20 protein-coding genes and 3 tRNA genes are annotated in these 21533 nt (G+C 64.3%); 20 read left to right on the top strand and 3 right to left on the bottom strand.

All coding sequences use genetic code 11. The features are described from left to right. Positions 1 to 118: 118 nt before the first annotated feature. From fabF to nagZ, 14 genes are all read left to right on the top strand, one after another. Positions 119 to 1351: a beta-ketoacyl-ACP synthase II gene (fabF, locus tag AC1DEL_RS11845; RefSeq protein WP_477159081.1), complete on the top strand. Its 1233-nt coding sequence runs from the start codon at positions 119 to 121 to the stop codon at positions 1349 to 1351. A 183-nt stretch (positions 1352 to 1534) separates the two neighbouring features. Next, the gene (rpoE, locus tag AC1DEL_RS11840; RefSeq protein WP_092290028.1) at positions 1535 to 2134 is read left to right on the top strand and encodes an RNA polymerase sigma factor RpoE; all 600 of its coding nucleotides are present in this window, start codon (positions 1535 to 1537) and stop codon (positions 2132 to 2134) included. Between the two features lie 116 nt (positions 2135 to 2250). Continuing rightward, positions 2251 to 2880: a sigma-E factor negative regulatory protein gene (locus AC1DEL_RS11835; RefSeq protein WP_092290027.1), complete on the top strand. Its 630-nt coding sequence runs from the start codon at positions 2251 to 2253 to the stop codon at positions 2878 to 2880. Between the two features lie 8 nt (positions 2881 to 2888). Continuing rightward, positions 2889 to 3968 (top strand): MucB/RseB C-terminal domain-containing protein, encoded by a 1080-nt coding sequence (locus tag AC1DEL_RS11830; protein ID WP_092290849.1) that lies wholly within the window; start codon positions 2889 to 2891, stop codon positions 3966 to 3968. A 148-nt stretch (positions 3969 to 4116) separates the two neighbouring features. Then, the gene (locus AC1DEL_RS11825) at positions 4117 to 5610 is read left to right on the top strand and encodes a DegQ family serine endoprotease (RefSeq protein ID WP_477159080.1); all 1494 of its coding nucleotides are present in this window, start codon (positions 4117 to 4119) and stop codon (positions 5608 to 5610) included. A gap of 261 nt (positions 5611 to 5871) precedes the next feature. Continuing rightward, positions 5872 to 7665, top strand: a complete 1794-nt coding sequence (gene lepA / locus AC1DEL_RS11820) for a translation elongation factor 4 (RefSeq protein ID WP_441590530.1) — start codon at positions 5872 to 5874, stop codon at positions 7663 to 7665. Positions 7666 to 7736: 71 nt separating this feature from the next. After that, positions 7737 to 8636, top strand: a complete 900-nt coding sequence (gene lepB, locus AC1DEL_RS11815; protein ID WP_092290018.1) for a signal peptidase I — start codon at positions 7737 to 7739, stop codon at positions 8634 to 8636. Positions 8637 to 8690: 54 nt separating this feature from the next. Then, positions 8691 to 9089: a DUF4845 domain-containing protein gene (locus AC1DEL_RS11810; RefSeq protein ID WP_092290015.1), complete on the top strand. Its 399-nt coding sequence runs from the start codon at positions 8691 to 8693 to the stop codon at positions 9087 to 9089. Between the two features lie 4 nt (positions 9090 to 9093). Continuing rightward, positions 9094 to 9864, top strand: a complete 771-nt coding sequence (gene rnc / locus AC1DEL_RS11805; RefSeq protein WP_092290014.1) for a ribonuclease III — start codon at positions 9094 to 9096, stop codon at positions 9862 to 9864. Further along, complete coding sequence (era, locus tag AC1DEL_RS11800) at positions 9861 to 10799, top strand: GTPase Era (RefSeq protein ID WP_477125776.1); 939 nt, start codon at positions 9861 to 9863, stop codon at positions 10797 to 10799. The genes rnc and era overlap by 4 nt, the downstream gene beginning before the upstream one ends. A gap of 5 nt (positions 10800 to 10804) precedes the next feature. Then, a complete protein-coding gene (gene recO / locus AC1DEL_RS11795) occupies positions 10805 to 11689 on the top strand; it encodes a DNA repair protein RecO (protein WP_092290845.1) in 885 nt (294 codons plus the stop codon). Between the two features lie 4 nt (positions 11690 to 11693). After that, on the top strand, positions 11694 to 12476 hold the full coding sequence (gene pdxJ, locus AC1DEL_RS11790) for a pyridoxine 5'-phosphate synthase (protein ID WP_477125775.1): 783 nt from the start codon (positions 11694 to 11696) through the stop codon (positions 12474 to 12476). After that, positions 12473 to 12889, top strand: a complete 417-nt coding sequence (acpS, locus tag AC1DEL_RS11785; protein ID WP_092290011.1) for a holo-ACP synthase — start codon at positions 12473 to 12475, stop codon at positions 12887 to 12889. The genes pdxJ and acpS overlap by 4 nt, the downstream gene beginning before the upstream one ends. Before the next feature lie 30 nt (positions 12890 to 12919). Next, complete coding sequence (nagZ, locus tag AC1DEL_RS11780) at positions 12920 to 13972, top strand: beta-N-acetylhexosaminidase (protein WP_092290005.1); 1053 nt, start codon at positions 12920 to 12922, stop codon at positions 13970 to 13972. 72 nt (positions 13973 to 14044) lie between these two features. On the opposite strand, the gene efp is transcribed toward nagZ, so the two are convergent. Beyond that, a complete protein-coding gene (gene efp / locus AC1DEL_RS11775; RefSeq protein ID WP_092290000.1) occupies positions 14045 to 14605 on the bottom strand; it encodes an elongation factor P in 561 nt (186 codons plus the stop codon). A 124-nt stretch (positions 14606 to 14729) separates the two neighbouring features. Further along, on the bottom strand, positions 14730 to 15899 hold the full coding sequence (earP, locus tag AC1DEL_RS11770; RefSeq protein WP_092289985.1) for an elongation factor P maturation arginine rhamnosyltransferase EarP: 1170 nt from the start codon (positions 15897 to 15899) through the stop codon (positions 14730 to 14732). A gap of 108 nt (positions 15900 to 16007) precedes the next feature. Here earP and uvrC point away from each other — a divergent pair, with 108 nt between their 5' ends. The 5 genes from uvrC (at position 16008) to AC1DEL_RS11745 (ending at position 19334) form a co-directional block, all read left to right on the top strand. Beyond that, positions 16008 to 18053 carry an excinuclease ABC subunit UvrC gene (gene uvrC / locus AC1DEL_RS11765; protein ID WP_441590527.1) on the top strand — a complete coding sequence of 682 codons (2046 nt, stop codon included), beginning with the start codon at positions 16008 to 16010 and terminating at the stop codon, positions 18051 to 18053. A gap of 132 nt (positions 18054 to 18185) precedes the next feature. Further along, complete coding sequence (gene pgsA, locus AC1DEL_RS11760; RefSeq protein WP_092289979.1) at positions 18186 to 18785, top strand: CDP-diacylglycerol--glycerol-3-phosphate 3-phosphatidyltransferase; 600 nt, start codon at positions 18186 to 18188, stop codon at positions 18783 to 18785. Between the two features lie 188 nt (positions 18786 to 18973). Continuing rightward, positions 18974 to 19049 (top strand) — tRNA-Gly (locus AC1DEL_RS11755). A 67-nt stretch (positions 19050 to 19116) separates the two neighbouring features. Continuing rightward, a tRNA-Gly gene (locus tag AC1DEL_RS11750) sits at positions 19117 to 19192 on the top strand. Between the two features lie 68 nt (positions 19193 to 19260). Further along, positions 19261 to 19334, top strand: a tRNA-Cys gene (locus AC1DEL_RS11745). An 89-nt stretch (positions 19335 to 19423) separates the two neighbouring features. Here the strand turns inward: AC1DEL_RS11745 and AC1DEL_RS11740 are convergent. Beyond that, positions 19424 to 20341 (bottom strand): LysR family transcriptional regulator, encoded by a 918-nt coding sequence (locus AC1DEL_RS11740; protein WP_092289977.1) that lies wholly within the window; start codon positions 20339 to 20341, stop codon positions 19424 to 19426. Positions 20342 to 20438: 97 nt separating this feature from the next. On the opposite strand from AC1DEL_RS11740, the gene AC1DEL_RS11735 reads away from it, so the two are divergent. Then, on the top strand, positions 20439 to 21524 hold the full coding sequence (locus tag AC1DEL_RS11735; RefSeq protein WP_092289976.1) for a YeiH family protein: 1086 nt from the start codon (positions 20439 to 20441) through the stop codon (positions 21522 to 21524). Positions 21525 to 21533: the final 9 nt, after the last annotated feature.

Here is a 21533-nt window from a genome sequence, read left to right as displayed (position 1 = left end):
AGAAGCAGAATCGGAATGATCTCAAACCGTATTGCGCGCCGCATGCAATGACTAACGGCCCGATCGGCGAGATCCTGAATCAATCCAATTCCGCTTCACGCACTCGTAGGAAATCATAGTGAGCCGTCGTCGCGTCGTCGTCACTGGGCTTGGCCTTGTGTCTCCGGTCGGAAACACGGTTRCCGAAGGCTGGGCCAACCTGGTYGCCGGSAAGTCCGGYATYGCCACCATTACCAAATTCGATCACTCCGCGCTCGCCGTGCATTTTGCTGGCGAAGTGAAGGGTTTCAACGTCGAGGAATATGTTCCGGCGAAGGAAGCCCCCCGTATGGATACGTTTATCCATTTCGGTATCGCGGCGGGTACCCAGGCGCTGAAGGATAGCGGCCTGGAAGTGACCGAGGAAAACGCCGAGCGCATCGGCGTGCTGGTTGGCTCCGGCATCGGCGGACTGCCGATGATCGAAGATACGCAGATGGAGCTGGCCAATCGCGGCCCGCGCCGGATTTCGCCGTTCTTCGTTCCGGGCTCGATCATCAACATGATCTCGGGCCATTTGTCGATCTACCACGGCCTGAAGGGCCCGAACCTCGCGGCCGTGACGGCCTGCACGACCGGCCTGCACAGCATCGGCCTGGCCGCCCGCCTGATCCAGGCTGGCGACGCCGACGCGATGCTGGCCGGCGGTGCGGAGTCGACGGTTTCGCCGCTGGGCATTGGCGGCTTTGCCGCGGCCCGCGCGCTGTCCACCCGCAACGACGACCCGGCTACGGCCTCGCGTCCGTGGGACAAGGACCGCGACGGTTTCGTGCTGGGCGAGGGTGCCGGCGTGATGATGCTCGAGGAGTACGAGTCGGCCAAGGCACGTGGCGCCAGAATCTATGCGGAGCTGATCGGCTTCGGCATGAGCGGCGACGCGTTCCACATGACCGCCCCGAACACCGACGGCCCGCGCCGTTGCATGGTGGCCGCGCTGAAGAACGCCGGCGTCAATGCCGACGAAGTGCAGTATCTGAACGCGCACGGCACGTCCACGCCGCTGGGCGACAAGAACGAGTCCGACGCCGTGAAGCTGGCCTTCGGCGAACACGCCTACAAGATGGTGGTCAATTCGACGAAGTCGATGACCGGTCACCTTTTGGGCGGTGCCGGTGGCCTCGAGTCGGTCTTCACCGTGCTGGCGATCCACAACCAGCTTTCGCCGCCGACGATCAACATCTTCAATCAGGATCCGGAATGCGATCTTGACTACGTGGCGAATACGGCACGTGAGATGAAGATCGACGTGGCCGTGAAGAACAACTTCGGTTTTGGCGGCACCAACGGTACGCTTGTTTTCCGCCGCGTCTGACCGCGACGGGTATCACGGGGCTCGCCACGGCGAGCCCCGCTTCATTTCGGCATGCGGAACCAAACATGCGGACGGGCGGTCACAGAATGCGCTTCGCGACACCCGGTGGGTCCCGATTCGTAGGTAAAATACAACGTTTGTCGTGACGACAAAACCAAGAGATACACTGCAGGTGAACCATTCGTGAGCGAACGCGAAGCCGATCAGCTTCTAGTTGAACGCGTCCAGCAGGGCGACAAACGAGCCTTTGAGTTGCTGGTGGCCAAATACCACCGCAAGATCATCCGGCTCATTTCGCGCCTTGTCCGCGATCCCGCTGAAGTGGAGGATGTGGCGCAGGATGCCTTTATCAAGGCATACCGCGCGCTTCCCCAGTTCCGGGGCGAATCCGCCTTCTACACGTGGCTGTACCGCATCGCCGTCAACACCGCCAAGAACTACCTGGCCACGCAGGGCCGCCGCCCGGAGGCGTCCAGCGATATTGACGCCGAAGAGGCTGAAACTTTTGCAGACGGCGAGCAACTAAGGGATATCAATACGCCGGAGTCCATGCTCCACACGCGTCAGGTGGCCGAGACGGTCAACCGCGCGATGGAGGCGCTGCCGGAGGAATTGCGTACCGCCATCACCCTGCGCGAAATCGAGGGCCTCAGCTATGAGGAAATCGCCGAAGCCATGGGTTGCCCGATCGGCACCGTGCGGTCACGGATCTTCCGCGCCCGCGAGGCGATTGCCGACAAGTTGCGCCCCCTGCTGGGAACAGCCGAGGGCAAGCGGTGGTAGAGGTAGCAAGTTGAAGAATGTCGTGCAGCCAGCGTTGCAGCCAATTCCTGCATCGATAAACGACAAGCAGCAGTACGGGATTTATCGGTGTTCAATGGAATTTCTTGGGGTGGGAAATGGGTCAGGCTCATAAGCAGTCGGTTCATGTAGTGGAAGCATCGGAGCAAATCTCCGTTTTGATGGATGGCGAGCTGGCGCCGAACGAAGTGGACGCCGTGCTGGGTCTCGCGAAGAGCGACACCGGCATGACGGACTGGACCGTCTACCAGCTGATCGGTGACACGCTGCGTTCGGAAGAGCTGACGCACGCTGGATCGACCGATGCGTTTCTTTCCCGATTCTCCGCACGCCTGGAAGCCGAGCCCCATGTGCTCGTGCCCGCCGTGGCTGCCGCTGGCCGTCAACGCCTGCTGGTGCGCCCGTCGTGGGTGCGCCGCGTGATGCCGGGCACGGCCATCGCCGCCGCTGTGGCGGCCGTGAGCTGGGTTGTGGTGCCGCAGATGCGTGGTCCGGGTGATATCGGTACGCCCGATGCCGTCGTGGCCCGCGTCGAGCAATCCGCCACGCCGGCCAAGGCCGGTTCGATCGTGACCGTGGCCGCTGACAGCGCCCAGATGATTCGCGATCCGCGCCTTGACGAATACCTCCGTGCCCATCGCACGTCGGTCGCGACCGAAGCCTTTGTGCCGACCATGCGCACAGTGGCGAATGGCGCAAACTTCTCACAGGAAAATTCGCAGGAATAATGCCGGACATGCATAAAGGAATGTCGCTCGCCGACGTAGCGGGCGTACACAGAAGGAAGGGCCTGCGCAGGTCCTTTTTTCTGGCCTTGTGTCTGACCGCTGCCGCCGCAACGGCGCAGCCGTCTGACAATACGCTGAACCGACGCGACGCCACGGCGTGGCTCAACAAGATCCACCGTGCCGCCCAGCGCGAGAATTATGTCGGCACGCTGATCTATCAGCGGGGCAGCGTCATGCATGCGTCGCGAATCCAGCATTACAGCGATCTCGTCCACAACGAGTACGAACGCCTGGAAACGCTCGACGGCAAACCGCGCGAGGTGCTGCGCCAGAACGACGTCGTGCACAGCCTGATTCCGGAAGCCAAGCTCGTGGTCGTGGAGAAACAGGAGGCGAAGGACCGCTTCCCGGCGCTGCTCGCCACCAACAAGAGCGATGTGCTCGAGCTGTACGACATGCGCAAGCTGCCCGGCGAGCGCGTGGCGGGCGTCGAGTGCGAGGTGTTCTCGCTCGAACCTCACGACGCCGCGCGCTACGCGGTGCGCCTGTGGGCCGACAAGGGCTCGGGTCTGCTGATGCGCGCCCAGACCATCGGCGAGGGCGGCAAGGTGCTCGAGCAGGTGGCGTTCTCGCAGGTCGATATCGGCGTGCCGTCGGACAAGCAACGCATCCTGTCCGCCATCAAGAGTTCGCAGTCGTGGAACCGCTACGAAGTCACCTACCAGCCGGCCAATGTGGCCGACGAGGGGTGGATCATCGGTTCGCCGCTCAAGGGTTTCCAGAAGATCCGCGAAGTGCGCCGCCCGCTGGGCGATTTGCGCCCGCCCGCCCAGGGCAGCAAGCCGGGGCAGGTCTTCGAGGTGCTTCAGATCGTCTACAGCGACGGTCTGACCGGGTTGTCGATCTTTATCGAACCCGTATCGGAACAACGCGCACGCCGAGAAGGCGTGGCTTCGCTCGGCGCCACGCAGGTCGTGGTGCGCCGCGTGGCTGACTACTGGATCACGGTGGTGGGCGAGGTGCCGGCCGCCACGGTCAGGCAGTTCGCCGCCGGCGTGGAGTACCGCCCGCCCAAGACGGTACACTGAGCGCATGAGCGCGCTGGCGCCGGGGCAGCGAACCCCGGGCCGGCCGCTTGGTGCAGGCCAGTAGCGCTTGAAGTTCCGCCTTGCGGGGTCGATCGGCTCCGACGTCCGGCAAGGCATCCGTTTCTCGCTGATCTCCCGGGAGTTGTCGATGATTTCCAAATCCCCAGCCCTGGTGCGAACCATGGTCATGGCTGCCATGCTCGTGCTGGGTCCGGCTGTTGCCCAGGTGGGGCATGCCCAGGCGGCTGCCTCGAACTACAACCTGCCCGATTTCACCGACCTGGTGGAGAAGGCCAGCCCGGCCGTCGTCAACATCCGGACCACCGAGCGCATCCGCTCGCGTGGTGGCAATTCGCCCGAAGACGACGAGATGGCCGAGTTCTTCCGTCGCTTCTTCGGCGTGCCGATGCCGGGCGCACCGGGTGGGCCGACCCCGCCGCGCCGTGGCCAGCCGCCGCAGGGCGAGGAACAGAGCCGTGGCGTAGGGTCCGGCTTCATCATCAGCCAGGATGGCTACGTGATGACCAACGCCCACGTGGTGGCGGACGCCGAGACCATCTATGTGACGCTCCCCGACAAGCGCGAATTCAAGGCCAAGCTGATCGGCTCCGACCGCCGCACCGACGTGGCCCTGATCAAGGTGGAAGCGAACAACCTGCCGCGGCTGCCGCTTGGCGATTCGGACAAGATCCGCCCGGGTGAGTGGGTGCTCGCCATCGGCTCGCCGTTCGGGCTCGACAACAGCGTGACCGCCGGTATCGTTTCGGCCAAGGGCCGCGACACGGGCGACTACCTGCCGTTCATCCAGACCGACGTGGCCGTGAACCCCGGTAATTCGGGCGGGCCGCTGATCAATCTGCGCGGCGAAGTGATCGGCATCAATTCGCAGATCTATAGCCGTAGCGGCGGCTACATGGGCATTTCGTTCGCGATTCCGATCGACGAAGCGATGCGCGTGTCGGAGCAGCTAAAGTCGTCCGGCAAGGTGACCCGTGGCCGGATCGCCGTGGCCATCGGCGATGTGACCAAGGAAGTGGCGGACTCGCTGGGCCTGGGCCGTGCGCGTGGCGCACTGGTCGGCAGCGTGGAGCCGGGCGGACCGGCCGAGAAGGCTGGCATTGAGGCGGGCGACATCATCCTGAAGTTCAACGGCCGCGACATCGAAAAGGCGTCGGACCTGCCGCGCATGGTCGGCGACAYCAAGCCGGGCACSCGYGTRCCGCTGCAGSTGTGGCGCAAGGGGCAGACGCGTGACGTTTCCGTGACGGTGACCGAACTCGAGCCGGACAATGCCCGTGCCGTGGCGCGCCGGGGCGACAAGCGGGGCGGTAGCGCGGACGAAGCCGCGCCGGCCGCCAAGCCGAACGCGCTGGGGATGATCGTCACCGACATAGCCGAGACCAAGCTCAAGGAGCTGAAGATCAAGTCCGGCGTGGAAGTGGAGGCGGCAGACGGCCCGGCGGCACGTGCCGGCATCCGTCCGGGCGATATCATCCTGCGCCTGGGCGACGCCGACGTGACCAACGCGCGCCAGTTCAACGACATGGTGAAGGCGCTGGACAAGAACAAGATGGCGGCCGTGTTCGTGCGCCGTGGCGACGCTACCCAGGTGCTGACGCTGCGCCCGAGTCAGGCGCGGTAAGACGGTCCGGGGGAGTCCCCTGGCCAGAACCACCCATCGCGCCGGACTCGATGTCCGGCGCGATGTGTTTTCAGGTGCGCGATACGCCATTTTCGGGCGCCTGCACGGAAAGTTCCGATCACGGTTCCGACACCATTTACCGCGCCGGAAGTCCTTGAAAATCCGGTAAAATCGCGGATTGGCGCACGCATTGCGCCCCACCTTATTTATGCTCCCGCGCCCCCGTCCCACCTGGCGCGCCGGCGCTCCCCAGAACGCTAGATGGACCACATTCGTAATTTCTCGATCATTGCCCACATCGACCATGGGAAATCGACCCTGGCCGACCGAATCATTCAACGGTGTGGCGGGCTGTCCGATCGCGAGATGGAAGCGCAGGTGCTCGACTCGATGGACATCGAGAAGGAGCGCGGCATCACCATCAAGGCCCAGACCGCGGCGCTTAGCTACAAGGCGCGCGATGGCCAGGTCTACAACCTCAACCTGATCGACACCCCGGGGCACGTGGACTTCAGCTACGAAGTCAGCCGCTCGCTGTCCGCCTGCGAAGGCGCGCTGCTGGTGGTGGATGCCTCGCAGGGCGTGGAAGCCCAGACCGTGGCCAACTGCTACACGGCCATCGAACTGGGCGTGGAAGTGGTGCCCGTGCTCAACAAGATCGACCTGCCGCAGGCGGACCCCGCCAATGCGATCCAGGAAATCGAGGACGTGATCGGCATTGACGCCCACGACGCCACGCCGTGCTCGGCCAAGACCGGCCAGGGCGTGGAAGACGTGATCGAGGCGATGATTGCCAAGGTGCCGCCGCCCAAGGGCGACCCCGCGGCCCCGCTGCAGGCGCTGATCATCGACTCCTGGTTCGATAATTACGTCGGCGTGGTCATGCTGGTGCGCGTGGTCAATGGGACGCTGCGCCCGAAGGACAAGGTCCTGCTGATGGCCACGGGCGCGCAGCATCTGGTGGAGCAGGTGGGCGTGTTCTCGCCGAAGTCGATGCCGCGCGAGTCGCTCTCTGCGGGGCAGGTAGGCTTCGTGATCGCGGGCATCAAGGAACTGAAGGCGGCCAAGGTGGGCGATACCATTACCACCATGGCGCGCAAGGCGACCGAGCCGCTGCCGGGCTTCAAGGAAGTCAAGCCGCAGGTGTTCGCCGGCCTGTATCCGGTGGAATCGAACCAGTACGAGGCGTTGCGCGAATCGCTCGAGAAGCTGCGCCTGAACGACGCCTCGCTGCAATACGAGCCGGAAGTGTCCCAGGCGCTGGGCTTCGGCTTCCGCTGCGGCTTCCTGGGCCTGCTGCACATGGAAATCGTGCAGGAACGCCTCGAGCGCGAGTTCGACATGGACCTGATCACCACCGCGCCGACGGTGGTCTACCAGGTGCAGATGCGCGACGGCACGGTGCTGACCGTGGAAAATCCGGCCAAGATGCCCGATCCGAGTCGGATCGAGGCGATCCTGGAACCGATCGTCACGGTCAACCTGTACATGCCGCAGGACTACGTTGGCTCCGTGATCACGCTCTGCACGCAGAAGCGCGGCTCGCAGATCAACATGAGCTACCACGGCAAGCAGGTGCAGCTGACCTACGAGATCCCGATGGCCGAGATCGTGATGGACTTCTTCGATCGGCTGAAGTCGGTGTCGCGCGGCTATGCGTCGATGGATTACGAGTTCAAGGAATATCGCCCATCGGACGTGGTGAAGGTGGACATCCTGATCAACAGCGACAAGGTCGACGCGCTGTCCGTGATCGTGCACCGCTCGAACTCGCAATATCGCGGGCGCGAGGTGGCTGCCAAGATGCGCGAAATCATCCCGCGCCAGATGTACGACGTGGCCATCCAGGCGGCGATCGGGGCGAACATCATCGCCCGCGAGAACGTGAAGGCGCTGCGCAAGAACGTGCTGGCCAAGTGCTACGGCGGCGACATCTCGCGGAAGAAGAAGCTGCTGGAGAAGCAGAAGGCGGGCAAGAAGCGCATGAAGCAGGTGGGCACCGTGGAGATCCCGCAGGAGGCTTTCCTGGCGATCCTGCAGGTGGACGACAAGTAAGCCGCAGGCCAGCGCCAAGTCCGCTGGCTGGGTGACAAGACGATCTTCTAAAAAATCAACGCCAAGCCGTCATGAATTTTGCACTGATCCTTTTTGTGCTGGTGGTCATTACAGGCATTGCCTGGGTTGCCGACAAGCTGGTCTTCGAGCGCCAGCGCCGTAGCGTGGCGCATCTGGCCCTGGCCGAGTTCGACGCGCGCCGCGGCGACATGCAGGCGGTGCACGGTAGCACCGAGCTGGACGCCTCGCGCGCCCGGCTGGCCGAGGAAAAGCTGCGCCAGCCGTGGTGGCTCGAGTACTCGGCGAGCTTCTTCCCGGTCATCCTCGCGGTGTTCGTGCTTCGCTCCTTCGTGGTGGAGCCCTTCAAGATCCCGTCCGGCTCGATGATCCCGACGCTGCTGATCGGCGACTTCATCCTCGTCAACAAGTACGACTACGGCATCCGCCTGCCGGTGGTGAACAAGAAGGTCCTCGACGTTGGCACGCCGCAGCGCGGTGACGTAATGGTGTTCCGCTACCCGAAGGACGAGTCGCTCGACTACATCAAGCGCGTGGTAGGGGTGCCCGGCGACATGGTGCGCTATGAGAACAAGAAGCTGACCGTGAACGGCAAGCCGGCCGAGTACAGCGCCTTGCCCGACTACCTCGACGAGGAGCGGCTGTCCTATTCGAAGCATTTCACCGAGACGCTGCCGGGCGGCGTGGCGCATGGCATCCTGAACGATGCCGACCGTCCGGCGTTCGTGGCGGGCGCGGATCCCGATTTCCCGTTCCGCGAGAACTGCACTTACAATCAGCAGGGGCTGACGTGTAAAGTGCCGGAAGGGCACTATTTCGTCATGGGCGACAACCGTGACAACAGCCTGGATTCACGTTACTGGGGCTTCGTCCCGGACAAGAACGTCGTAGGCAAGGCGTTCGTGATCTGGATGAACCTCGGCAATTTTGGGCGCGTGGGGTCGTTCAAGTAACGGTCGGACGCCTCGCGCAGCGCAAATACACTCAAAAAACGAGGGAAGCGCAAAATGGGTCAGAAGTTGGGTTTTTCGGGGAAGAGGGGAAATATCCGCGTGGGTGTGCTTGAAAGATCACGTGGATTTTCGTTGGGGTCGTTGCTGATCGTCATCATTATCGTGATTGCGGTGGTGCTGCCGGCGGTAAAGGCGATTCCCAGCATGCTCGAATACTTCTCGGTCAAGCGGGCAGTGAATTACGCGAAGGATCGGTCGGTCAACCGCAAGGATGTGGCGGCCAACTTCGACAAGCAGGCCCAGATCGATCGCATCGAGGCGCTCAAGGGCGACGATCTCGACGTGATCGAGGACGAAGCCGGCAGGATACGCAGCATTGGTTTTTCGTACCGGACCGAGATTCCCGTCTATGGTCCGATGAGTCTATTGATTACCTATTCGGGAACGCAGTAACGACATGATCCTCGACGCCTTGCAGCAACGTCTCGGCTACCGATTCAGCAAGCCCGAATTGCTGCAGCAGGCGCTCACCCATCGCAGTCATAGCGCCCATCACAACGAGCGCCTGGAATTTCTGGGCGACTCGGTGCTGAACTGCGCCGTGGCCGACATGCTCTACGGCATGTTCGGCAAGCTCGATGAGGGCGATCTTTCCCGCGTGCGCGCCAACCTGGTCAAGCAGCAGGCGCTGTACGAGATCGCCCAGATGCTCCAGCTCTCCGACGCCCTGCGCCTGGGCGAGGGCGAGTTGAAGAGCGGCGGCTTCCGCCGTCCGTCGATTCTGGCGGATGCGCTGGAGGCCATTGTCGGCGCAGTGTTCCTCGATGCCGGCTTTGACGCCGCGCGGGCGCTGATCCGCAAGCTGTATATCCCCATTCTGGAGCAGGTGGACCCCCGTACGCTGGGGAAGGACGCCAAGACCCTGCTCCAGGAGTATCTGCAGGGCCACAAGATCGCCCTGCCGCAGTACAACGTCATCGCCACACACGGTGCCGCACACAGCCAGCAGTTTGAAGTCGAATGCACCGTGCCTAAACTGGAGGTGCGCGTGTTCGGCACCGGCGCCTCGCGCCGTGCGGCCGAGCAGGCGGCGGCCAAGCTCGCGCTGGATGAGGTGCAGAAGCTCGTGCCCCAGCTGCTCAAGCGCAGCCGGGCCGAGCGCACGGGCAAGACCCGCAAGCAGCCGGTGCCACCGGATCCCCAGTTGTCTCTCAGGTTGAAGGAATGACCGAATCTACCCCTCCGCAGCAGGACGCCCAGGCACCCTCGGATGCCACGGCGTTCCGCTGCGGCACGGTGGCCATTGTTGGCCGCCCCAACGTGGGCAAGTCCACGTTGATGAATGCACTTGTCGGCCAGAAGGTCAGCATCACGTCCCGCAAGGCGCAAACCACGCGCCATCGCATCGTCGGTATCCAGACCACCGATGACGCGCAGTTCGTTTTCGTCGATACGCCAGGCTTCCAGACCCGCCACGCCAGCGCGCTGAACCGCTCGCTGAACCGCGCAGTCACGTCCACGCTGTCTACGGTGGATCTGGTGCTGTTCGTCGTGGAAGCCGGCTATTTCAGCGCCGATGACGAGAAGGTGCTGTCGTTGCTGCCGAAGAACGTGCCGGTGCTACTGGTCACCAACAAGCTCGATCGCCTGGGCGAGAACCGCGCCGAGGTGATGATGCCGTTCCTGGAAAAGATGGGACAGCTGTTCCCGTTCCGGGAAGTGGTGCCGATGTCGGCGAAGACGCACGATCACATCACGCGGCTGCTGGCCATCATCCGTCCGTACCTGCTCGAAGGCGAGCCGATGTACGACGCCGATGCGATGACCGACCGCAGCGAGCGCTTCCTGGCCTCGGAAATCATCCGCGAGAAGGTCTTCCGCTGGACTGGCGATGAGCTGCCGTACACGAGCACCGTGATCATCGACAAGTTCGAGACCGAAGGCCGGCTGCGCCGCGTGTTTGCGACGATCCTGGTCGAGCGCGACGCGCACAAGGCCATGATCATCGGCAACAAGGGTGCCAAGCTCAAGCAGATCTCCACCGAGGCGCGCCTCGACATGGAGAAGCTGTTCGACGGCAAGGTCTACCTGGAGATGTGGATCAAGGTCAAGAGCGGCTGGGCAGACAACGAAGCCGGACTGCGGGCCTACGGCTACGAGTGAGCAAGATGCCTGACGCGCCCCGAGCCGCGCCCAGGCGCGCGCGGAGCGCCGATCCCATCGCCGAGGAGGCCGCCGAACTGCTGGAGGTGCAGGGCGGTACCGGGCTGTCCCCGGCCGTGGCCGCCGGCCGCGAGATGATGGACCGGGCCATGCGGATCGTGCCCGCGCGCACCGAGCTACGCGTGACCAACGAGTCCGGCTTCGTGCTCCACGCCTATCCCTATCGTGAGACCAGTCTCATTCTGGACGTCTTCACGCGCGACCACGGCCGCATGGCCATGGTGGCGAAGGGCGCCAAGCGGCCGCATTCGGCGCTGCGCTCGGTGCTTCAGCACTTCCATCCGATTTCGCTCTCCTGGACCGGCCGCGGCGAGGTCAAGACGCTGACTAAGGCCGAATACATGGGCGGCATGCTTCCGCTGGCCGGCGATGCGCTGCTATCGGGCTTCTATCTCAACGAATTGCTATTGCGCTTCTGCCCGCGCGAGGATGCACATCCGGCGCTGTTCAAGCACTACATGATCACGCTGACGCGGCTCGCGCATGGTGAGCCGGCCAGTCTGGTGCTACGCAGCTTCGAGCGCGTGTTGCTGCAGGAGACCGGGTTCGCGGTGGCGTTCGACCAGTGCGTGAGCACGGGGGAGTCGGTGCAACCGGGCCTCGACTACGTGTATCACCCCGAACGCGGCGTGCGCCGCGCGCAGCCGAGCGATCCGTCGAGTTGGCCCGTGGTGTCCGGCCAGACCTTGCTGGACATGGGGCGGGACGACTACGGCCGCGCCCAGACCGCCACACAAAGCCGCGCCCTGATGCGTTTCCTGCTGCATTATTATCTGCAGGGTGCGCCGCTGAAAACGCGGCAAATCCTTATCGACCTGCAATTTCTGTAAAGCCATGATTTTTCACGCGAATCCCGGCGTCATCGACCTTGGCGTCAACATCGACCACGTGGCCACGCTGCGGAATGCGCGCGGCACCGCCTACCCTGACCCGATCGAGGCCGCCCTCCAGGCGGAAATCGCCGGCGCAGACGTGATTACGCTGCACCTGCGCGAGGATCGCCGCCATATCCGCGACGCGGACGTGCGCGCACTGCGCCCGAAGCTCGCCACCCGGATGAACCTGGAGTGCGCAATCACACGCGAAATGCTCGATATCGCCTGCGAAATCCGTCCGCAGGACGTCTGCCTCGTACCTGAGAAGCGCGAGGAAGTGACTACCGAAGGCGGTCTCGACGTCGCCGGCCATTTCGAGCAGGTCAGCGCTGCCTGCCGGCAACTGGCGGATGCGGGCATCCGCGTCTCGCTGTTTATCGATCCTGATCCGGACCAGATCGCGGCCGCGGCCGCGTGCAAGGCGCCGGTCATCGAGATCCACACCGGCCGCTACGCCGACGCCCATACGCCCGAGGAGCAGGCGGCGGAATTTCGTCGTGTGTCCGAAGGCGTGGACGCAGGCATCCGCCAGGGCCTCGTCGTCAATGCCGGCCACGGCCTGCATTACACCAATGTGCAACAGATCGCGGCGCTGCCCGGCGTCAAGGAGCTGAACATCGGCCATGCGATCGTTGCGCATGCGGTGTTCGTCGGTTGGCAGAACGCGGTGCGCGAGATGAAGGCCATCATGGTGGCCGCGCGCCTTGGCACCCGTTATCCCGTGCCGGGACAGGCGGCGTGATCTACGGCATCGGCACCGACATCATCCAGATCGATCGCGTGCAGGGCGTGATGGAGCGCACGCGCGGCCGTTTCGCGGAGAAGGTGCTCGGCCCGCGTGAGCTGAAGGTCTATCACGCGCGCAAGGCGCGCTCGGAGAAGCGCGGGCTGGCCTTCCTGGCCACGCGCTTCGCGGCCAAGGAGGCGTTCTCGAAGGCCATCGGCCTGGGGATGCGCTGGCCGATGACGTGGCGCGCCATGGAACTGCTGAACCTGCCGTCGGGCGAGCCCACGCCGCAATGCACCGGTGAGCTGGCCGACTGGGTGCAGGAACGCGGGCTGACCATCCGGGTCAGTGTCAGTGACGAACACGAGTACGCGGTGGCGTTCGCCATCGCGGAGCGGGGCGGCCAGCCGGCCGACACCGCATCCTGAACCTACGCAGCCTGAACTCAAGATATTCCTATGATCAAGAAAGTTTCCGGCAAGCATCCGGGCCCGGTGGTGCTCGACGTGGTTGGCAAGCAGCTCGACGCCGAGGACATGCGTCGCATCGCCCATCCGCTGACGGGCGGCGTGATCCTGTTCGCACGGAATTTCGAGTCGCGCGCCCAGTTGACCGCGTTGACGCGGGCGATTCGCGCGGTGCGCGAGGACGTGCTGATCTGCATCGATCATGAAGGCGGCCGCGTGCAGCGCGCCAAGACCGATGGCTTCACGCACCTGCCGGCGATGGCAAAACTCGGCGAATTGTGGGATCGCGATGTGATGACGGCCACCAAGGTCGCCATCGCGTGCGGCTACGTGCTGGCCGCCGAACTGCGCGCGTGCGACATCGACCTGAGCTTCACGCCGGTGCTCGATCTCGACCATGGCCGCAGCGCCGTGATCGGCGACCGCGCGTTCCACGCCGATCCACGCGTGGTGACGATGCTGGCCAACCATCTCACGCACGGCCTGCTGCTGGCTGGCATGAGCAACTGCGGCAAGCATTTCCCGGGTCATGGCTTCGTCGAGGCTGATTCGCACGTGGCCGTGCCGGTCGACGAGCGTGACGTCGAAGAGATTCTGGCCCTCGACGCGCGTCCGTATGACTGGATGGGCAATGCGCTGGCGTCCGTGATGCCCGCGCACGTGATCTATCCGAAGGTCGACCCGAACCCGGCCGGCTTCTCGCCGTTCTGGCTTCAGGATGTACTGCGTACGCGACTCGGCTTCGAGGGCGTGATCTTCAGCGACGACCTGAGCATGGAAGGCGCCAGCGTGGCCGGCACGGTGACCCAGGGCGCGCGAGCCGCGCTCGATGCGGGCTGCGACATGGTGCTGATCTGCAACCATCCGGAGCGCGCCGACCAGTTGCTGAAGGAACTGGACGATCTGAAGGGCGACAAGGTGTCGCAACGCCGCATCCGCAAGCTGTTCGGTCGCAAGCGTCCGCTGGACTGGAACAAACTGCAACAGGATGCCGACTATCGTGCCGCACTGCGCCTGCTGCGCGAGCATGACCTGATCGCCTGACACGTCGACGTCGGCGGGCAAAAACAAAAAGGGCAGCCGAAGCTGCCCTTTTTGCTGTCTCGCGGCGACGCCTTAGTTGGCGCGGCTGCGGTATTCGCCGGTACGCGTGTCGATTTCGATCTTGTCACCGATGTTGCAGAACAGCGGCACTTGCAGCTCGAACCCGGTGTTGATCTTGGCGCCCTTGAGCACCTTGCCCGACGACGTGTCGCCCTTGACGGCCGGTTCCGTGTAGATGATCTCGCGGACCAGCGTGGTCGGCATGTCCACCGAGATGGCCTTCTCGTTGTAGAACACCACTTCCACGTTCATGCCGTCTTCGAGGTAGTTCAGCGCGTCGCCCATGCTGTCCTGCTCGACTTCGAACTGGTTGTAGTCCGTGTCCATGAACACGTACATCGGGTCGGCGAAGTACGAGTAGGTGCATTCGCGGCGATCCAGCATCACCACTTCGAACTTGTCGTCAGCCTTGAACACCGACTCGCCCGGGGCGTCCGTCAGCAGGTTCTTGTACTTCATCTTGACGACGGCGGCGTTACGGCCCGACTTGTTGTACTCGGCCTTCTGCACGACCATCGGGTCGGAACCGATCATGAACACGTTGCCGACGCGGAGTTCTTGTGCGATCTTCATCTGAACTATCTTCCTGAAAAAAGTAATCCGGGGCGCTCATGACCCCGATTCGCGATATGCGGTATGGCGAAGGCGCGCGGCCGGCAGTTGCTCTTTTTGGCTCGCCATCATCAAAATCAACCCGTTATTTTACCCGATTTTCGCAAAAGACCACCAGATTTGCCGCGAGGTCGCCCAAGTGCTGCAATTGCCGCTGCCAGCGGTCCATGGCCGTAGCGAGAGCAGGCAATTGTGCGTGGAACTGCGCCCAGTCGGGCGCGTGCGGGGTGGCGCCATGGCCGTTCCAGGCATGGCAAAAGGCGGTCATGGCCTGGGCAGCCTCCGGCGAAACGCCGCACCGGCTGAATCGCTCGAGCCACGCATCGAGCTTCACATGGTGCGCCACGTCGTCCTGCGGGTAGATGTGCCAGACCATGGGCCGCGCGGCCCAGTGCGCGCGCACGCAGGAATCCTCGCCACGCACGAAGTTCACGTCGCAGGCCCAGAGCAGTTCGTCGTAGTTTTCCTGCCTCACGAACGGAATCACCTGGAGGGTCAGGTTGCCTTGCGTCAGCGAGGTGCCGGGGGCCACCTGCTCCGCCGGGGCGCCGAACCACGCGGCCGCCTGCTGCGCTGCCGGGCCTTGCGGCACCAGGCACTGCACGGGCGTGGCGCCGTCGCGCCATTGGGCCAGCAAGGCGGGTAGGGCGGGATTCGTATAGGCGAACAGGCTTACGCGCAACGCATCTGGCAGGGGTTGCGTGCCGAGCCGGTACCAGAGTGTCGATTGCGCGGCGCGGCTGGATAGGAAGGCATCGCGCTGCGCGCCCAGCATTGACTCCCGCAGCAGCCCGCCCGTGCCGTGCGCAAAGCCGGGGAAGAAGAAGTACTTCACGAGCGGCAGCTTCGGATGGGGCGAGGACAGCGCATGGTGCTCGCTGACCCATGCCTCGGCGCTCAGGTATTCCAGGTTGATCCATACCGGCGGGCGCGGCGCGGCGGCCATCGCGGCCAGGAAGGGCTCGGGCAGGTGGCAGGCGAACGCCTCGATGACGAGGTCGTGCGGCGGCAGCGGCTCGAACGGGGCACCGGGAGAGGCATCCCAGCGACGCACCTCCACGCCGCCCAGGTGCTGGCAGGCGCGCGCCGGGTCGATCTCCGGCGCCAGCCGCGCGAAGCTGCCCAGGTCATCCACCCAGAGTCGCACCGCGTGGCCGTGCTCCTGTGAGAGTTGGCGCGCCAGGCGCCAGCAAACGCCGATATCGCCGAAGTTATCGACGACCGTGCAGAAGATGTCGCAGGATTGAATGGGCATGGCGGCGTCCCGTTCCGCGAGGGCACGCGGAAGATTTGCTCTAAACTTGCGATTCTAGAGCGAGGCCAGCCCCTGCGCGCCTTGCCGCCCAAACTTTCTTGTCCCCCGATGCCCGAGCAGGAACCGGTTTCCCCGAACGACGCTTCGAACGATGCACCCGCCGAGGTCCGCGTGGATCTCCCGGCCGAGGCCCCCGCCGACATCCCGGCATTCGATCCCCGGCAGATCCTGGCGCGGCTGCCCGGCCTGCCGGGCGTGTACCGCTATTTCGACGCCGACGGCAACGTGCTCTACGTGGGCAAGGCGCGCGACCTGAAAAAGCGTGTCTCGAGCTACTTCAACAAGACCCAGCTGTCGCCGCGCATCGCGATGATGGTGGGGAAGATCGCTCGCATCGATACCACGGTGGTCCGGACGGAGGCCGAGGCGCTGCTGCTTGAGAACAATCTCATCAAGGCACTCGCCCCGCGCTACAACATCCTGTTCCGCGACGACAAGTCTTATCCATTCCTCAAGCTGACCGGCCACAAGTTCCCGCGCATGGCCTACTACCGGGGGGCGACGGACCGCAAGCACCAGTACTTCGGCCCGTTCCCGAGTGCCTACGCGGTGCGCGAAAGCATGCAGATCCTGCAGAAGGTGTTCCAGCTGCGCACCTGCGAGGACACGGTGTTCAACAACCGCACCCGGCCTTGCCTGCTGCATCAGATTCATCGCTGCACGGCGCCGTGCGTGAAGGCGATCAGCGAGGAAGATTACGCGCGCGACGTGCATAACGCCGCGCGCTTCCTCCAGGGCCGCGAGACCGAGGTGCTCGACGGCCTCCAGGTCAAGATGGAAGAGCACGCGGTGCAACTGCGCTTCGAGCAGGCCGCCGCTGTGCGCGACCAGATCGCCGCGCTCTCCACGGTGCTCAAGCGGCAGGCGGTGGAGGAGGTGGGGCAGGCGCGCGACATCGACATTCTGTCCGTGGCCGTGCAGGGTGGGCGTGCGTGCGTGAATCTGGCGATGGTGCGCGGGGGCCGCCATCTTGGCGACAAAGCCTATTTCCCCGCGCATGCCGACGAAGCGGCGATGATCGTCGAAGATAGCGACGATGCCGGGGAGGGCGAAGGCGAGCAGGTGGTGCCGGAAGCCGGGCCGCTGTCCGTGGACCGCATCGCGGCCCGCGTGCTGTCGGCCTTCATGGTCCAGCACTATCTCGATCAGGCGCCGCCGCCGATCATCGTGGTGAGCCATCTGCCAGCCGATGCCGCGCTGGTGGAGGCCCTGTCGATGCAGGCAGGCCGCAAGATCGCGCTGGTGCGGCAGCCGCAGGGCCAGCGCAAGATCTGGCTCGAGATGGCGACGCAAGGCGCGGCGCTGGCGTTGGCGCGCCGGCTGGCGGAGCAGGGCAGCCAGGAGGCGCGCACGCGTGCGCTTGCCGAGACCATCGCCCTGGATATGGAAGACCTGACGATGCTCCGCATTGAGTGCTTCGACATCAGCCACACGGCGGGTGAGGCCACCCAGGCATCCTGCGTGGTGTTCCACCACCATGAGATGCAGAACAGCGAATATCGGCGCTACAACATCCAGGACATCACGCCCGGCGACGACTATGCGGCCATGCGTCAGGTGCTCACGCGCCGGTACCAGAAGCTGGTGGAGCAGATCCAGGAAGATGGCGGCGAGTTGGGCGGAGAAGGCGCCCCGGACGGCGTGCCGCGCATGCCGCGCGTAGTACTGATCGACGGCGGCAAGGGGCAGGTCGAGGTGGCGCGCCAGGTGTTCGAGGAGCTTGGGCTCGACATCGGCCTGCTGGTCGGCGTGGCGAAGGGCGAAGGCCGCAAGGTGGGGCTGGAGACACTGGTCTTCGCCGATGGCCGCCCGTCGCTGGAACTGGGGCAGGGCAGCGCAGCGCTGATGCTCGTCGCCCAGATCCGCGACGAGGCCCACCGCTTTGCCATCACCGGCATGCGGGCGCGGCGCGCCAAGGCGCGCAACACGTCGCGGCTGGAGGAAATCGAGGGTGTGGGCGCGCGCCGGCGGCAAAAGCTGCTGACGCGTTTCGGCGGCCTGCGCGGCGTCATGGCTGCCAGCATCGACGAACTTGCCAGCGTGGAAGGCATCTCGCGCACCCTGGCCGAGGAGATCTACCGCCAGTTGCATTGACCGGCCCGCCCGGCCGGTTGCCAGCCATTTCAGCCCGAAACTGGCGGGTTCGGCTGGAAATCGGCGACAATCGCGGCATTCGCCTTCCAGACCATCGCCGGATCGGCCCGTTCCTTTTCCAACGCTCCGCCCATGCCCCTGAATATTCCCATCCTGCTGACCTGGCTTCGCGTGGCCATGATCCCTCTCGTGGTCGGGGTCTATTACCTGCCTGAAACCTGGTTGCCGATGCATACCAAGAACGTGACCGCGGCCGCGTTCTTCGTCATCGCCGCGGCGACGGACTGGCTGGATGGCTTCCTGGCGCGACGCTGGAACCAGACCTCGTCGTTCGGCGCGTTCCTGGACCCGGTGGCCGACAAGCTCATGGTGACCGCGGCGCTGCTGTCCCTGCTGGCGCTGGGCCGCGTGGCGGACCTGATCGCGCTGGTCATCATCGGACGTGAAATCACGATTTCCGCGCTGCGTGAATGGATGGCGCAGATCGGCGCGTCCAAGAGCGTCGCCGTGAATTTCCTCGGCAAGCTGAAGACCACGGTGCAGATGATTGCGATTCCGTTGCTGCTGTTCAACGACTCGCTGTTCGGCATCGATGCCTCGTTGCTCGGCGGCTGGATGATCTATCTGGCGGCGGTGCTCACGCTGTGGTCGATGTTCTATTACATGAAGCTGGCGTGGCCGCAGATCCGCGAGCGCAGCAATGTCACGGGTAGTGCGGGCGCGCAGAAGTAAAAGTGAAGCGTTGCGCGAAAAAGTCCTTGACGCCCCGGCCCCCTCTTTGCAATAATCTCGTTCTCGCTGCTGACGACGAAAGACGAAAGCAGCAAGATAAGCGGTACTTAGCGCGAAATACCAGCACAAAGCTGCGTGTTTAAAAGAAGTTGCGCGATAGTCTGCTTTTCTGTAAGATGCAGGGCCCTGCGGGAGTAGCTCAGTTGGTAGAGCGCAACCTTGCCAAGGTTGAGGTCGCGAGTTCGAGACTCGTCTCCCGCTCCAGGTTAAGTAAGGTTCGACGGTAGCATCGTCGGGCTGGCGGTAAGTAGTAGAAGTAGAAAGTTTGTACGCGGGAGTAGCTCAGTTGGTAGAGCGCAACCTTGCCAAGGTTGAGGTCGCGAGTTCGAGACTCGTCTCCCGCTCCAATCCCAAAGGGAAGCGTGGCTTCCCTTTTTGTTTGACAGGATTGTCGTACAATCCTGCATCGTCACCTGGCGGGGTGGCAGAGTGGTTATGCAGCGGCCTGCAAAGCCGTGTACGCCGGTTCGATTCCGACCTCCGCCTCCAAGTTTTACCGACGTTTCAAGCCCACGGCGCCCATTGTGGCGCCGTTTTGCGTTCTAGCCGTTCAGTTGTTCTAACGCCGGTATCGCAGCTCAGGCACACAGCACGGGTGCCGCGCCGCGTAGGTATTCGGTAAAGGCGAGCAGCCCCTGAGTCGGGAATTTGTCCTGATGCACGACCAGTTGCAGTGGCCGGATCACGCGCGGCAGGCCGGCGCGCAGCGGTACTAACTCACCGCGCGCGATTTCATCGCCGACGACATGCAGTGACAGGCAGCTGACGCCAAATCCGCTCATGACGGCGCGCTTGATGGCTTCTGTGTTGCCTAGCTCCAGCGCAAAGCGCAGCGCGCCCAGGGCGGGCACGAGGCGCGATTCGATGATCTCGCGCGTGCCGGAGCCCGGCTCGCGCACGATCCAGTCGGCCTCGCGCAGCATGTCGTGCAGCAACTCGGGCTGCTCGGCCACCATCGCCAGCGGATGCGCCGGCCCCACGATCACCACCATCTCGTCATCGCACCAGTGCATGCTGCGCAAGTCCCGCTCATGGCTGGTCCCTTCGATCAGGCCGATATCGGCCTCGAACTTGAGGAGGGCGTGCAGCACGTCCTGCGTATTGCCGATGCGCATGTCCAGTTCGCACGGCCCGGTCTGCGCATTGCGGAACCCCGCCAGCAGGGCAGGGAGGATGTAGCTGCCGATGGTGTTACTGGCCGCGATGCGCAGCTGCACGCCGCCTTCCGAGGCAAATCGCTCGAGTTCGTGCGCCTGGTCGAGCAGGGACAGCGCGCGCGGAAAGAATTGGCGCCCGGTTTCGTTGATGCTCAGGCGGCGCGCTACGCGGTCGAACAAGGGGCCGTTCAGCGCACGTTCCAGTTCGGCCAGCGACGCGCTGACGGCCGACTGGGACATCGCGAGCGACTCGGCCGCGGCCGTGGTGCTGCCGTGCTGGGCCACGGCCACGAAGACCTGCAACTGGCGCAAGGTAAGGCGAAGCGGGCGTTGCTCCATGGCTTTATCGATAATAACGGTAAGTCATAACGATATTACCCGTTTTACTGGTCAAGGCGGCATGCGTACCCTTCAGGTAATCCCTAGAAGAACTGCTATGTCCACGACCCCTGCCACCCCGCTCACGCTCGCCCCCACCGGTTTCAACCTGTGGCGTATCCGTCTCGTCACTTTGCTGCCGCTTGGTGCCATTGCGGGCTTGGCGCTGGTGCTGGCCGATCACCCCGCCGTGTCCCAATACGGGCTGTCCGCGTTGACGCTGGCGATGTGTGCCGGCATGGTCGCGGCCAATACGATGCCGAAGCACTGGCTGACGCCCCTGGCGCCGGGCATGCAGTTCGCGCGCCATCATCTGCTGCGGCTTGGCGTGGCGTTGTATGGCCTGCGGCTGACGTTCGGGGCGATTGCTGCACTGGGCCTGGGTGGCGTCGTGGTGCCGCTCGTGATGCTGGTGGCCACGCTGCTCTTCGGTACGTGGGTGGGATCGGCGTTTTTCGGCCTGAGCCGGCGCGAGGCCATCCTGGTGAGCGCAGGCAGCGCCGTATGCGGTGCGGCGGCGGCCATCGCGGTCTCGTCCGTGGTGCGTACCGATGACAAGCAGACGGCGGTGGCCGTGGCCACCGTGGTGCTGTTCGGCACGGTCGGCATGCTGCTCTATCCGTGGCTCTACGAGCTGGCGACGCAACACTGGCATCTCCCCGTGACGGAACGCGCGTTTGGCATTTTTACGGGTGCCACGCTGCATGAGGTGGCGCAGGTGATCGCCTCCGGCAAGATGGTGAGCGATGCCACCGCTGACGCCGCCGTGGTGGCCAAGATGGTCCGCGTGCTGGCGCTGGGTCCGTTGCTGTTGATCATGGCGCTGTGGCCGCGTGCAAGCGGTGGCGACGCGGGCGGCAACGGCCGTCGCAACTGGCGCGCGCTGCTGAAGTCCGTGCCGTGGTTCGCGCTCGGTTTCGTCGCGGTGATGGCGGTGAACTCTGCCGGCATGGTGCCGGGCGAGTGGAAGCCTGGCCTGGTCGCCCTGGACAACTGGCTGCTGGCCTGCGCGATGCTGGCCATCGGACTCCATACCCGAATCGGTGATCTGCTACGTGCAGGACGCAAGCCGCTGGCGCTCGCCGCGGTGCTGTTTGTCTTCCTGATGGTGGTCGGCGCGCTGCTGTGCGCGTGGCTCGTCTGAGCGCTGCGC

This window comes from Cupriavidus sp. 10L43_2 (assembly GCF_056395265.1).
This window is presented reverse-complemented; position numbering and strand designations above follow the sequence as displayed.

Excerpts from the sequence above, each read along its gene's own strand:
- earP (WP_092289985.1), bottom strand. The coding sequence starts at position 15,899 with ATGCCCATTCAATCCTGCGACATCTTCTGCACGGTCGTCGATAACTTC.
- uvrC (WP_441590527.1), top strand. The coding sequence starts at position 16,008 with ATGCCCGAGCAGGAACCGGTTTCCCCGAACGACGCTTCGAACGATGCA.
- efp (WP_092290000.1), bottom strand. The coding sequence starts at position 14,605 with ATGAAGATCGCACAAGAACTCCGCGTCGGCAACGTGTTCATGATCGGT.
- lepB (WP_092290018.1), top strand. The coding sequence starts at position 7,737 with ATGAATTTTGCACTGATCCTTTTTGTGCTGGTGGTCATTACAGGCATT.
- lepA (WP_441590530.1), top strand. The coding sequence starts at position 5,872 with ATGGACCACATTCGTAATTTCTCGATCATTGCCCACATCGACCATGGG.
- nagZ (WP_092290005.1), top strand. The coding sequence starts at position 12,920 with ATGATCAAGAAAGTTTCCGGCAAGCATCCGGGCCCGGTGGTGCTCGAC.
- AC1DEL_RS11735 (WP_092289976.1), top strand. The coding sequence starts at position 20,439 with ATGTCCACGACCCCTGCCACCCCGCTCACGCTCGCCCCCACCGGTTTC.
- AC1DEL_RS11830 (WP_092290849.1), top strand. The coding sequence starts at position 2,889 with ATGCATAAAGGAATGTCGCTCGCCGACGTAGCGGGCGTACACAGAAGG.
- rnc (WP_092290014.1), top strand. The coding sequence starts at position 9,094 with ATGATCCTCGACGCCTTGCAGCAACGTCTCGGCTACCGATTCAGCAAG.
- pdxJ (WP_477125775.1), top strand. The coding sequence starts at position 11,694 with ATGATTTTTCACGCGAATCCCGGCGTCATCGACCTTGGCGTCAACATC.
- era (WP_477125776.1), top strand. The coding sequence starts at position 9,861 with ATGACCGAATCTACCCCTCCGCAGCAGGACGCCCAGGCACCCTCGGAT.
- AC1DEL_RS11835 (WP_092290027.1), top strand. The coding sequence starts at position 2,251 with ATGGGTCAGGCTCATAAGCAGTCGGTTCATGTAGTGGAAGCATCGGAG.
- AC1DEL_RS11740 (WP_092289977.1), bottom strand. The coding sequence starts at position 20,341 with ATGGAGCAACGCCCGCTTCGCCTTACCTTGCGCCAGTTGCAGGTCTTC.
- pgsA (WP_092289979.1), top strand. The coding sequence starts at position 18,186 with ATGCCCCTGAATATTCCCATCCTGCTGACCTGGCTTCGCGTGGCCATG.
- recO (WP_092290845.1), top strand. The coding sequence starts at position 10,805 with ATGCCTGACGCGCCCCGAGCCGCGCCCAGGCGCGCGCGGAGCGCCGAT.
- AC1DEL_RS11810 (WP_092290015.1), top strand. The coding sequence starts at position 8,691 with ATGGGTCAGAAGTTGGGTTTTTCGGGGAAGAGGGGAAATATCCGCGTG.